Here is a 13234-nt window from a genome sequence, read left to right as displayed (position 1 = left end):
AATGAACATTTTTAATATAAAGGAAGTACATACCAATGTCTACGGAATAGCCCGGTCGTTATTAGCCATAAGCCTGCTAATTACATTGCTCTTTACAGATAACACCAGAAATTTTCCTATTGAACTGTTCAGTGACAGCTATGACACACTTTCATGGAATTATTTTGTTGTCTTGGGGCACGAAAATCTATCAATTTCCATCATTCTGGCCTGTATTATTCTCGTGTGGGTAGTTTCAGGTTACCTGCCTCAGCTTAGTTGCTTTCTTCATACCTGGTTGGCTATTAGCTATTTTGACATGGCACTGGTTATAGAAGGTGGCGATCAGATAGCACAGATCCTTAGCCTGTTGATAATTCCTGTTGCAATAACAGACAGAAGGTTAAATCATTGGCAAAGTAATCATTATTTCAGATATAAAATGCCGTTTTTTTTTAAATACTTTGCTTTCTCAAGCCTTGTAATTGCGCAAGTGCAGATGGCCATCGTGTACTTCTTCGCTTGTGTTGATAAGTTTAAGGTAGATGCATGGAAAGATGGCTCTGCTTTCTATTACTGGTTTAATCACAATCCTTTTGGAGCCCCGGACTTTATACATGGACTCTTTGGCGGCTTAGTACTCGATCCGATTGTCGGACGGCTGATTACCTGGAGCGTTTTGGTGCTGGAAGCAGTGCTATTTGCCGCACTTTTTATGGATTACAAGAAAAAACGAACTTTGCTGATCATGGCCCTCAGTTTTCATTTTACAATAATATTGGTACATGGCTTAACCTCCTTCTTCTTCGCTATGGCTGCGGGATTGATAGTGTACCTTTATCCTGTTGATAAGAATATCAAAGTAAAAGGTTTTAGTATCTACTCCACATGGGCAAAGGCCAAAAGCAAGATCGCTCAGCTTCCAAAAATAGAACTGCCTATATTTTCCAGGTACAAGTAACAGGTAAAACATTCTTCCGGTAAGTCATCACATATTCGACTGTGGTTATGTTACCGGAAGAATGACCTTAAAGGTACTTCCCTCCCCTTTCTGGCTTTCCACGGTAAGCTTCCCTCCCAATTTTTCAAGAAATTCCCGGCACAGACTGAGGCCCAACCCCGTTCCTATCTCTGATTTGGTACCCGCTGCACTCTGCACACGCTCCACATCAAGTAAGTGCTCCATCTGGACTTGCGTCATCCCCGTACCATGATCGATAACATAAATAATGCAACTGGTAGAAACTCTGTTAGCCCTGATCTCAATCCGGCCTTCCTGGTAGGAAAATTTAATGGCATTGGCAATTAGGTTTCTAAGCGTAAAATTAAGAATACCTCGATCCGTTGTTAGCTGTATATCTTCCTTCACATCATTGAAGATCGATATGGATTTATTACGGGCTATGGCTTGTAGGTGCCGAATATTTTCTTCCACCAGTATCTTTAAATTTATCTGCTCCAGGCTAACCCCCTCTCCCTTTCTTTGGCTTGCAGTCCAGTACAGAACATTTTCAACCAATCCACTGGTCGTTGTCAGATCACTCTCAACGTTTTTTAAATATGTGTCAAATTCGTCTCTTGAAAGGTGTTTGTCATGATAAAGAGAGATCAGGCTCTGCAATGAATTAAGGGGACTTTTCACATCATGTGAAATAATAGACAAAAGCCGGTCCTTTACAGTATTGCTGTCAACCAACTCAGAAGTACGCTGGGTTATTACAGTTTCAAGTTCTTTATTGATCACCTCCAGGCTTCTGTAAGAGTTGGCATAATGCCGTGCAAGAATATATACCTGGAACAAGAGAAATACCAAAACACCCAGCTCTACCATGTATTCAAAATTGAAATTTAGATCCAGTAATGCTGAATTTTGCAGTATTTCTAATAGTATAAATGGAAAAGAAGCCACCACCCCAAAAAAGATGATCCTTGCATCGGAATTTCCTGCTCTCCAGGCCTTAGTCACCGTATAAATTGCATAGACAAATGTAAGGATCAATGCCAGGTGACATATTTCCAGTAATTGTCCGTAAATATGCTGAGGAGTAAACAATACAGGAATAGCCAAGAATACTCCCACGAAAACGAAAGCATTGACAACCTTTTTCGAAGAGGGTTCGAATAAATGATAGATATACAAGGGGAATACTGCTGTAATAAGATAGACACTACCGAACTCTATTTTTTCCCAGGTTTCAAAGGCAACTTCCGGAAACATATTAGGAAGCAGAAAGGAGCCTCCATGCAGGATCATGCTACGAAGCGCTACACCAAGACAAATCAGCGCGAGCCATAAGTTAGGCTTACCGCGATTGTATAAAAAATAAAGAATAAGCTGGTATACGAACATGGCTATAAGACTTCCTGCAAAGAAGTTTTCGATGCCATTCATCCTGGCTTTCATTTCAATGAGATCAGTCGACATGCCCAATAGTGGAGTGCTGACCATACCGGCACTGAAATAGGAGTAATTTGCCACCTGGATCACCAACTCGACCTCACCCACCTGATCGGGAATATTGGCGTAGATCGTCCTTAGCGCGGCTTTATAAGATGCTTCATCCGTACCTATCACGCCAGTCTCGGCGTTTACCTCGCCATTTACCCACACCCTGGCTGCAGAATTGACCGTAGGTATGTAAATCAAAAGACCTTTTCGTTCATGAGGAAGCAATATTCTGCATCTGTAGGTGGCAAATCCCAGCACAGGAAAAGCTCCCTGCCTGTGCCATGAGCCTGGTACCCCGAGAAAAAATGTCGAATCACTGTTTAAAAAATCATCCGGGGCAGATAATGACCCATAGTAAAACTCCCAATCTCCGGTAAGAGAAGCTGGTCCCTCATATTGAAAGTTGTAGTTCCGAAGATCAATTGTTCCTCTACTGACATTTTGCCCATTGCCACCTATGACTACCAGGAATAACAAGGCTAATGTCCCGACAATAGCACGCAAATATCTGTACATGTTAATGGGTAAGTAGTGGCTTTAAGTAAACTCTAAGTGGCTTTAAGTAAACGTTACCGCCAAAGGGCGGGACGAAGTCCCAAAAAACGGAGCGCACTAAGGTACGAGAGCATTTTTGGGACAAACGTAACGCAGACATTGACGTTTTCTTAGAGACACTAAGTAGCTTAAGTTACAAGTATATACGGTTTTTAGCTATTCCGTATCTGCTTTTTTATTCTATCTACTACGCGACAGGTGCAGATAAGTTTTTGTTATCTTTAGCACATGTCTGGTACTTTTACGATTAAACATCAATTACCGGCCAATTTTGAGAGATCTTTAACCTTACCTTTTAATATTCTTGATGCGCATTTTTTTAAATATTCAAAAGGCATTTAATACAACCGCCGAAGAGTTGGATGCCATAAAGAATACGGCAAAAATTGCTTCCATCAGGAAAAATGACTTCTTTCTAAGGGAGGGAGAAATATCTACTTCTGTAGCATTTATAGAGCAAGGAAGCATGCGGCTTTTTTACAATGCAAAAGAAAAGGAAGTGTGTAATGACTTTTTTTTTGAAAATTCGGTGATTGGTTCTTTTGGCAGCTTTATGGCACAGACGCCTTCATTAGTCAATATAGCTGCGATAGAAAATTGTGAGCTGGTGATATTCAAACATGAGGATGTAATGGCCTTGATTGAACAGTATACGACTATTAAAAGGCTGTCTGACATTATTATTCAGGAGCAGTTTCTGCGAAGTGAAAAGCGTGAAGCTTCATTGTTGCGGTTAAATCCCGAAGAACGATTTAAAAATCTACTGGAAGAACACCCAAAGATATTCAAAAGAATACCGCTACGACATGTAGCCAGCTACCTGAATATCACCCCTGAAACCCTCAGTCGTTACCGTGCAAAATTTTCAGTTTAGTTTCTTGATTTGGATCAAGAAAGCCTAAAAAAGGTTGGCATTACTTTGTTAAAAATATTTAAAGTATGAAAACAAAGTCAAAAACCGAAGAACTGTTGGTATTAACCAACATCATCAAAATTTTGGTGAGCAACCATGAAACCAACGGAGAATACGCTGTATTTGAAGAAAATGTACCGCCCCTGGGAGGTCCGCCACCACACATGCATCCCGATGAGGAAGTGTTTTACGTGATAAAAGGAGAGTTTGAATTCATTTTAAATGATCCCAAAAGTCCGTTCAGAGCCCTTCCGGGAAGTGTGGTACATGTACCCTCTAATGCATTGCATACCTTTAAAAATGTAGGAGGCACAACAGGCAAAATGGTGGTATTGCTGACCCCTGGCAAGTTACTCGATTACTTTAGAGTGATTGGCGACCCTATTCAAGACGAAGCAGACAGGCCGGACATGAATAAAATTCCGGATATTTCTAAACTGGATATGGGAAAGGTGTTTGATAATGCCGTAGAACATAATATTCAGTTTGTATTACCAGAAATAATGAAAAATTAAGTAGCTTGATCATGCTAGTCTGAATCAGAATGATTGTTGTTGACCTTATTAGAAACGCCTCAGATGAGATCTATGCCAAGCTCAGCTATGAGCCTCAGAAGAATTATCTATTGATGAAATGGGTGGGCCCATGCGCTGAGCCTGAAGTAAAAGATGCCTCACTGCGAATGCTGGAATGGCAGAAAACAGAGGGATCGCGAAGAAAATGCAGGTTTCATGTTCATGATACCAAAGAAATAGAAGGAGCCTGGGCAGGGCTAGTGGATTGGATCACCAACTATTTCTTTCCTATGAACTATGAGTATGGACTGAGATATAATATCAGCATCATCTCTCCTGACCTGTTTTCAAAATTGTCGTCTCTGGAGTTGAAAAAACGAAGCACCAATAAGGTCACAACCATTCTCTGTGAAACTCTTTCTCAAGCTGAGCAGTGGCTTACCCAAAGATCCAAAGAAGACGATACGTTAGGAGCATAGGGTACTTAAGCTAAAATCGAAAAACTATGCATAAAATTTTTAATAAGAGGAATCAGTTCCTGCTTTGTATAATTGCGCTTTGTATGCACCCGATCTTCATTTCGAGGGTTCTGCCCCAGCAGTTTTGGACTGCCAGGCCAGAATATGCCGGAGGTCCAAAAACAGGAATTGCGCTTGCGGGTAACTCCTGCCTGATAGTGGGTTGTACCACCGGAATAATCCGCAGTTGCGATAACGGAGAAACATTTGAAAGCGTTTTAACAGCACCTGCTATCTTTTCGGTATATGCCAGTAAAGCAGGTAAAGTATATGCCGGAGGTGCCGGAACCATCTACTTTTCCGAAGATCTTGGAAAAAACTGGTACTCTGTGACTCTTCAATCTCCTTTCCCGGTTGTTCAGTTGATCGAAAATCATCAGGGACACCTATTGGCCATCACAGGTGCACTTGATGTTGACCTTGGTTATGTGGGAGACGGTGTATTTTACTCTGATGATGGTGGCAAAAGCTGGGCTAACCGCAATAATGGATTAGGTATTTACAAAAGCTGTGAAAAAATAGCAATAGACAGCAAGGGAAGACTTTACCTGGGCATGGCAGATGAATACGTAACCGGAAATGGAGGTCTCTTCATCTCCGAAAATAATGGGTTGCTATGGGAACATATAAATATCTCCATTAACGGGAAAAACACGGTGCCAGACAATATAAAGGTAGGGAATACTTTTGGCCTCTCGGTGTCACCGGAAGACAGTGTTTATCTGAGTATCACCGGTACCGCAGTGAATGCATTTGTAAGTTTAAATCTAAAGAAGAGCATCAATGATATACGAAATCACAGTTTCTGGAGCCCTTACAAGGTCTTCAATTCCGTATCATGGTGGCTGGACAGGACATTAAGTAACATTCATTTCGCAAAAAATGGTGACTGGTATAGCTCTACCCGGGGTACGATCAATACAGGCACTACTTATTTTTCTGGAGACAAAAGCCAAAACTGGCTTATGATGAATAGTGGCCTCGGCTTAGATATTTACGGCTTTCGAAATATTCAGCATTTTGCAGAAGATCAAAATGGCAAAATATTCATGGTGCAGGTTTGGGATGAAAATGTTTATCATACCACAAATAGCTTAGTTACCGATGTTGAAAAACCGCATAAAGACGACCATACCCTCATGTTTCCAAATCCTGCATTTGGCGGAGAAAGAATTTCCATGCTTTTCGCCATTGAAACCGGTAATAAAGAAGTTTCCGTTCTGGATCTATTCGGAAGAAAAATAAGCACTCAATACGTGTCAGACGATTCGGTCGAAATCTCAGCTCCTCGACAGCCGGGCCATTATTTGGTGGTTGTTCACACCAAACGCTTCAGGGGTCGATACCGCCTTATTGTGCGGTAAATGCTATGTAGATTTTGTGAAAAAATCAATGAAAAAATAATTACTTTCTCACTTCCTCGTAAATCCAAACAACCACTCACCTGTTACAATAGGCAAGCAGATAGTATCCGTGCACTCATCCACTCCGGTACCGGGGATAATCTTTGAGACCCATAGTACATTGCGTTCCGAATCATACTCTCCTACAGCATCGCCATCTATTAACAGGTGGTTTTTATAACGAGACTTCGACCAGTGCCCTTCCTCAGGCCAGATAGAATCATAAACGGTCTTTGGCATGTTGTATACCCCTCCCTCAGCACTAAGTTGGTCAATGTTAAGCACTGCGTATGGCCATTCTGGTTGTTGAACACCATCAAGAAAGATCTCTTCAAGCCTCCATTCACCAGTATAAGGTTCATTTTCAAAGGAATCATCGTCAGCACAACCCAGAACGATCACAAAAGAAATACAAAAAAGAAATCTCAGCATATTTCAACACAAAATAATGATTTTTCTACAGAATATCATCAGTAACCTTACCTTCTCCTGCATGTTAATTAAATTAGTGTCTCTAAGAAAACGCCAATGCCTGCGTTACGCTCGCCCCGAAAATGCTCACGTACCTCAGTACGCTCCGCTTTTTGGGACTTCGTCCCGCCCTTTGGCGGAACGTTTTCTTAAATCCACTTAGAGTTTTCTTACTAATTAGCAGTACATATCAAATCTTGATTTTTTTATGACTTAAGTCATAAATCAGGTAATATTTGACACATAGGTTTGCTCATCACCAAAAAAACCAACGCTATGAAATACAAAAAATTATGGATAGGATTTATACTGGTAATGGTATTGTCTTTTGCAGTCCTGGGTTACTACGGAATAGAGATATACAGGGAAGCTCCCCCTATTCCCGAACAGGTTGTAACAACCAATGGAGAACTGCTTTTTACGGGGCAGGATATCAAAGACGGTCAAAATGTATGGCAGTCTATCGGGGGCCAGGAAGTAGGCTCCATCTGGGGTCATGGCGCTTATGTAGCACCGGACTGGTCGGCAGACTGGCTGCACCGGGAAGCCACATTTATTCTTCATGCCTGGTCGCAGCAGGAATTTAACCGACCGTACGACCAGGCTAATGAGGAGCAGCAAGCGATGCTTACCGCACGGCTTCAGAAGCAGATAAGAGAAAATACCTTTGATCCTGCGACCGGTGATCTTACAATTTTCCCTATGCGAGCAGCCGCCATTTCGGCTATCAGCAATCATTATACCTCCTTATTTACTGACGATGCCGAACTGGAAGACCTTCGGGATGCTTACGCCATACCCGCCAATACAGTAAAAGATCCGGAGCGCATGCGAAAGCTCAATGCTTTTTTCTTCTGGGCCGCCTGGACCTGTACAACTAATCGTCCCGGATCAGACATCACATACACCAACAATTGGCCCGCTGAAGATCTGGTGGGCAATAAACCCACCAGCTCGTTGATATTGTGGACAGGCTTCAGTGTTATTCTCCTGCTGGCGGGCATCGGCTTACTGGCCTGGTACTATGCCGCCAACCGCGATGATGAAATTGACCACGCCAATCTACCTGAGAAAGACCCTCTTTTAGGCTTGCAACCAACGCCTTCGATGAAGGCAACCCTTAAATATTTCTGGATCGTAACTGCACTGATCGTGGTACAGGTGATACTGGGGGCCACCACAGCTCACTATGGTGTAGAGGGAACGGCTTTTTATGGCTTTCCCCTGGCCGAATTTCTCCCTTATTCACTCACCAGAACCTGGCACGTTCAGTTGGGTATTTTCTGGATAGCCACTTCCTGGCTTGCCACCGGACTCTTCATCGCTCCTGCAGTTTCAGGGCACGAACCAAAATATCAGAAATTAGGCGTCAACGTGCTGTTCATTGCCTTGCTGGTAATTGTAGCAGGCTCTATGATAGGACAGTGGTACGGTATTATGCAAAGGCTGGGCTTCGAAACCAACTTCTGGTTCGGCCATCAGGGTTACGAATATGTAGACTTAGGCCGGTTTTGGCAGATATTCCTGTTTGCTGGACTCTTTATTTGGTTGGCTTTGATGGTAAGAGGTATCTGGCCGGCCTTTCATACCCAGAAAGAAGGACGCCACCTCTTGGGAATGTTCCTTATATCCTCGGCTGCCATCGCTCTCTTCTATGGGGCCGGTCTCATGTGGGGGCGACAGACCAACCTTGCCATAGCTGAATACTGGCGGTGGTGGGTAGTGCATCTGTGGGTAGAAGGCTTCTTTGAGGTATTTGCTACCGTGGTTATTGCCTTCCTCTTTGTACGAATGGGCCTGCTTCGTGTGCAATTGGCCACCGCAACAGTATTGTTCTCTACCATTATCTTCCTGTTTGGGGGTATCATAGGCACTTTTCACCACCTGTATTTCAGTGGTACACCTACTGCGGTACTTGCGCTTGGCGCTACTTTCAGCGCCCTGGAGGTTGTCCCTCTTGTTTTGATCGGTTTCGAGGCCTATCACAACCTCACCATTAGTAGGGCCACGAAATGGATAAAGGCATACAAATGGCCCATCTACTGCTTCATAGCGGTCGCCTTCTGGAACCTGGTCGGTGCTGGTATATTCGGTTTCCTGATCAACCCTCCGATTGCGCTTTATTATATGCAGGGGCTCAACACCACTCCGGTACACGGCCACACTGCCCTCTTCGGAGTGTACGGCATGCTGGGCATCGGCCTTATGCTGTTCGTGCTAAAAGGACTTGCGGCCCGGCATGTTTGGAAGGACGGAACGATCAAATTTGCATTCTGGTCTATCAATATCGGTCTGGCGCTGATGGTGCTGATCAGCGTGCTGCCTATCGGACTGGCCCAGACGTGGGCCAGTGTGAAGTATGGTTTGTGGTATGCCCGCTCGGCAGAATTCATGCAAGAGCCTGCTATGGATACTTTGCGCTGGCTGCGAGTAATTGGTGATACCATTTTTGCTATCGGAGTGCTGGCCCTCGGCTGGTTTGTCATCGGGTTGAAAACGGGCTGGTCAGTGAAAGGTGAAGTAGACCTATCCGATCATGATTATCCCCGGGTGGTGCCAGATGGCAAAGGGAAAGGAAAGGAAATAGCTCTTGAAGAAGTATAAATATAAGTTTAAGTTTATGAATCGCAGGGCCTCGCCTAACGGAGGCCCTGTGAAAATGTATTCGAAAGGTAGCCAGTAAAATTTACAGCGATTTTGAAATCCGCATATCATTTACTTTATTCAGGGCAGTTTCATTTTAATCGCTCAACTGCTCTGCAATGGCTAAATTCTGGAAAAACACCCTGATCATCAATCACCTGCTACAGTTCATTTTTATATTCAGCAGTGTGTATTTTGCCTTTTGGCTTACCAACAGAAACGAGACCAACAAGCTTAAAAAACTGGAACAACAGGCTATTGAAGGGGTTTATCTCGAGCTTCATGGCAATCTCACCGAATTGGAGAAAGCAATGCCCTACCATGAAGAACTGGTGGACGTCTTATTCAGCTACACCGACAGTTTGAGTAAGGGGCTAAAAAATATATCAGGTGAAAACAAACCCATACACCATCTGATGCAGTTGCTAACCAGGAAAGAAAGCGCTGCCGGCATACCTCAACTTAAAAGCAGCGCCTGGCCCACTCTACAGCAATCGGAGGCATATATACTACTGGATTATGAAGTTGCCAGTACGTTGTCTGCACTGTATCAGTTGCATGAGGCAGGCGTCACCGCAACCGTACATCAATTAAGAGTTGAAGTTTTTGCTACCAAAGATCTCTTCATTCCCGGCCAAACCGAGCCTATATTAAACATGGCGGCTTGGTCTTTCCGGGAACTCTACGGTCAGGAAATATTACTAAAGAAAAAAACAGAAGAGGCTATGGCACTGCTGACGGAGAAATATGATATTAAAAAATAAGACTTCGAGAAATTATCCTTTAAAATAACTCACAAAATAGCTACTCTTAAAAAGTATCAGCAGAATGACCGCATAAGTCACGTACTCAGCTCCCATGGCTAAGTATTTGGTCTTACTGGTCATATAACCGAAGGTTTCGAGCACGCAGACCAGTGCCATCATACCATATGCAATGACCATCAGTTGAGGCGTTTTACTCCAATGGGTAATATAGCCGTAAATAAAAACTATCGAAGCTAAAAGCACGGACCCCCAGTGGATAACAAGGACCCATAACGGAAAATCAGGATTAGTAAAGGGCTTCCAGGGTACCTGAGGCAGGACCATTTCGAGAAATCCACCAACTGACCAAAGCAGCAAAGCAAGATGGACGATGAATAGAATGTAGCCGATGATGTGCATAGCAGCAATGAAGATAATAAAAAGCCGGGAATCATGCTTAAGATTTACTCCCGGACACCCCATGTATTTATTTACCTAAATACTTATAGGGCACATCAACACCATTAGAGTCTCCCGTCCAGACAACGTTGACGATCCACCACCTGCTGTTAAAATTCACAAGTTGATAGCTATTGATCCCAAGTTCCTCTTCACCCTCAATATCCTTCACATGGTACGATTGAAACACTTGAGCGATACCATTGTACTCGTCCACTACTTTGTGAATTTCATACTCCAGAAACCCCTGATCGTAATAAGGATCCTGCATAAGCTCAATTAGCTCTTCCAGAGATGCGGTTTCTGCAGGTTGCGAAAACGACTCATCATGATTGAGGATGGTGAAATCTGCGGCGGGCAAAAACAAGTTCCTGAAAGCATCCCAATCCCGCACTTTTCCTTTTTCTCCTGATATAATTCTTAACATCTCTTTTACAATGCCATAGATGGAATGTACAGCCGTAGTATCGACACTCATTTTCTCCTGAGCTACCAAACTGGTGGAAAGAAGTATCAAAACAGCGATTAACAATCTCTTCATAAGCGGGAATTTTATATAACTACACGAATTTCCGAGTATGTTTGTTCCCTTTTTTCTCAGGCACCTGGTCCATCGCATGTTCTGCTATGGCAGTGATAGACAGCGATGGATTGACACCCGGGTTCGCGGAAATCATAGAACCATCAATTACAAACATATTTTTATACCCAAACACTCTGTTGTTTTTGTCAATCACTCCCTCCTCTCTTGTTGCTCCCATTACCGCTCCGCCCAATATGTGAGCCGTTGAGGGTAAACCCATCAGTGTTTCCAAAGAAAATGTAGTAGGCATGCCATCGACAATTTCCGCGTATTCCTTTGTCAGTTGAGCTGATTCCGGAATGTCGGGTGTAGGAGGCTTTCCGTTACCAACGGTGGAGACCATCCGCCCGAACAGCCCACGTCTGAAGTTAATGGTGCTATCCAGCGTTTGCATAAAAAGTAATATCACCGTCCGCTTCGACCAACTGTTGACCCAGAAAACCTTAAAGTAGCTAACGGGATGCTTTATCACCTGCTTGAAAGTGTTCACCAGTCGCCTGAAAACCGTTACCCCCTGCGACATAGGAAAGTGCAGCAGCTTCCAGAAGCCTGACCCTTCGGCGTAGCGGCAGATCTCCAGATGCGTATTTTCATCGGTATGTAAGATGCTTCCAATAGCTATTCCCTTTGATACATCAATATCCTTTTTGAGGCTGGAAACACTGATCAGCGTTTCGTTGTTGGTGCGTATTTCTTCTCCGGTCTTGTCTGAGAGAAAAGGTAACGAGCCATTTTGCTTCAGCTTTAGCAGCAGCTTGACCGTACCCAACACTCCTCCCGAAAACACCACTCCTCCGGCCGTTAGCCGCTTTTTCTTTTTGAAAAATCTTGTACTTGATTTAAAACGCACCTCATACCCCTCGCCCTCCTTACCATCCAGTGGTTTCACACCATACACTTCCTGCTCGGCCAGTATTTCCGCCCCTAGCTGCTGTGCTAAAAAAAGATAGTTCTTATCCAGTGTGTTTTTTGCATTATGTCTGCAGCCGGTCATACAGCCTCCGCAGAACGTACACCCCACCCGCTTCGGTCCTTTTCCACCGAAATAAGGATCGTCCACCTCAACTCCAGGTTTTCCGAAAAAAACGGATACTTTAGTAGCTTCAAAATTATCTGTAATGCCTCTTTCTTCTGCCAGTTTTTGCAATGCCAGATCACCATCATATAGCTTTGGGTTTTGTGCTGCTCCCAACATGTGATAGGCACGCTCATAGTATGGCTTAAGCTTATTTTCCCAGTCGTCCAGCTTCGCCCAGGTGCCTGTCTTATAAAATGCACGCTTAGGAACTGGCAAAGTGTTGGCATAAACCAGCGACCCACCTCCTACTCCGGCACCCGACAAGATAACAATGTGCCTGAAGAACGTGATTTTCATGATGCCAAACAGCCGTAATGCCGGTATCCAAAGCCATTTTCGTAAGTTCCAGTTGGTTTTGGCAAAATCAGTGGATTGATACCACTTCCCTTTTTCGATGACCAGCACTTTGTAACCTTTCTCTGATAACCGCAAGGCGCTAACAGAGCCTCCAAAGCCACTGCCTATGATGATGTAGTCATAGTCAAAGGGTGAATTGCTTTTATTCTGCATCTTAAAAATTTCTCTTCACTTAAATATAAAGGTTTTTCACAATGAGAATACAATTGAATCCCTTTTGAATAATTTAACCGCAGAGAACCCAGGGGTCTTTAGCTAAGGTCTGGCTTCAATAAAAAGAATTGTCATGCCGACTTTGGAGGCATCTTACTAAGCCGTTTCATCCATACTTCTTAGTAAGTTTCCTCTTTCATACCAATGACAAGTTTTACTAGATTCTGATAATCAATGAATTATTAAATACCCCACCATCGTCATCCCGAACGTAACGTCACCCTGAGGAACGAAGGGCCTTCCTCAGTTTCTGCTATGGTAATGATGGTGTATTGTCATTACCCTCAAAATCAACTCAAAGTTGTTAGGTGCCTACCAATGACAAGTTTTCATTACATGCTGATAGTCAGAT

12 protein-coding genes are annotated in these 13234 nt (G+C 43.4%); 7 read left to right on the top strand and 5 right to left on the bottom strand.

From position 1 onward, the window contains the following. Position 1: 1 nt before the first annotated feature. The gene (locus C900_RS06610) at positions 2-940 is read left to right on the top strand and encodes a sporulation-delaying protein SdpB family protein (protein WP_009578919.1); all 939 of its coding nucleotides are present in this window, start codon (positions 2-4) and stop codon (positions 938-940) included. A gap of 45 nt (positions 941-985) precedes the next feature. On the opposite strand, the gene C900_RS06605 is transcribed toward C900_RS06610, so the two are convergent. Continuing rightward, positions 986-2944 carry a sensor histidine kinase gene (locus tag C900_RS06605; RefSeq protein ID WP_040495930.1) on the bottom strand — a complete coding sequence of 653 codons (1959 nt, stop codon included), beginning with the start codon at positions 2942-2944 and terminating at the stop codon, positions 986-988. A gap of 346 nt (positions 2945-3290) precedes the next feature. Between C900_RS06605 and C900_RS28165 the strand changes: the two genes are divergently transcribed. The 4 genes from C900_RS28165 (at position 3291) to C900_RS06585 (ending at position 6293) form a co-directional block, all read left to right on the top strand. Further along, entirely contained in the window at positions 3291-3857 is a 567-nt protein-coding gene (locus C900_RS28165) for a Crp/Fnr family transcriptional regulator (RefSeq protein WP_051052794.1), read from the top strand. 65 nt (positions 3858-3922) lie between these two features. Then, complete coding sequence (locus tag C900_RS06595) at positions 3923-4411, top strand: cupin domain-containing protein (RefSeq protein ID WP_009578915.1); 489 nt, start codon at positions 3923-3925, stop codon at positions 4409-4411. Between the two features lie 29 nt (positions 4412-4440). Next, positions 4441-4890, top strand: a complete 450-nt coding sequence (locus C900_RS06590) for a hypothetical protein (protein WP_009578914.1) — start codon at positions 4441-4443, stop codon at positions 4888-4890. Between the two features lie 26 nt (positions 4891-4916). After that, positions 4917-6293, top strand: a complete 1377-nt coding sequence (locus C900_RS06585; protein WP_040495928.1) for a T9SS type A sorting domain-containing protein — start codon at positions 4917-4919, stop codon at positions 6291-6293. 48 nt (positions 6294-6341) lie between these two features. On the opposite strand, the gene C900_RS06580 is transcribed toward C900_RS06585, so the two are convergent. After that, complete coding sequence (locus tag C900_RS06580; protein WP_009578911.1) at positions 6342-6764, bottom strand: hypothetical protein; 423 nt, start codon at positions 6762-6764, stop codon at positions 6342-6344. 315 nt (positions 6765-7079) lie between these two features. On the opposite strand from C900_RS06580, the gene C900_RS06575 reads away from it, so the two are divergent. Together C900_RS06575 and C900_RS06570 are read left to right on the top strand one after the other, a co-directional pair. After that, positions 7080-9407 (top strand): nitric-oxide reductase large subunit, encoded by a 2328-nt coding sequence (locus C900_RS06575; RefSeq protein ID WP_040495926.1) that lies wholly within the window; start codon positions 7080-7082, stop codon positions 9405-9407. A gap of 158 nt (positions 9408-9565) precedes the next feature. Continuing rightward, the gene (locus C900_RS06570) at positions 9566-10210 is read left to right on the top strand and encodes a hypothetical protein (RefSeq protein WP_009578909.1); all 645 of its coding nucleotides are present in this window, start codon (positions 9566-9568) and stop codon (positions 10208-10210) included. A 12-nt stretch (positions 10211-10222) separates the two neighbouring features. Here the strand turns inward: C900_RS06570 and C900_RS06565 are convergent, their stop codons facing one another. The 3 genes from C900_RS06565 to C900_RS06555 are packed head-to-tail and all read right to left on the bottom strand — an operon-like array spanning position 10223 to position 12822. After that, positions 10223-10675: a hypothetical protein gene (locus C900_RS06565; RefSeq protein WP_009578908.1), complete on the bottom strand. Its 453-nt coding sequence runs from the start codon at positions 10673-10675 to the stop codon at positions 10223-10225. Between the two features lie 4 nt (positions 10676-10679). After that, entirely contained in the window at positions 10680-11192 is a 513-nt protein-coding gene (locus C900_RS06560; RefSeq protein WP_009578907.1) for a hypothetical protein, read from the bottom strand. Between the two features lie 19 nt (positions 11193-11211). Further along, positions 11212-12822, bottom strand: a complete 1611-nt coding sequence (locus C900_RS06555; protein WP_009578906.1) for a GMC oxidoreductase — start codon at positions 12820-12822, stop codon at positions 11212-11214. Positions 12823-13234 lie beyond the last annotated feature (412 nt).

The organism is Fulvivirga imtechensis AK7 (genome assembly GCF_000331535.1).
Taxonomy (GTDB): Bacteria; Bacteroidota; Bacteroidia; order Cytophagales; family Cyclobacteriaceae; genus Fulvivirga; species Fulvivirga imtechensis.
The sequence above is the reverse complement of the archived record's forward strand: the minus strand, read 5'-3'. Positions and strand labels throughout refer to the sequence as shown.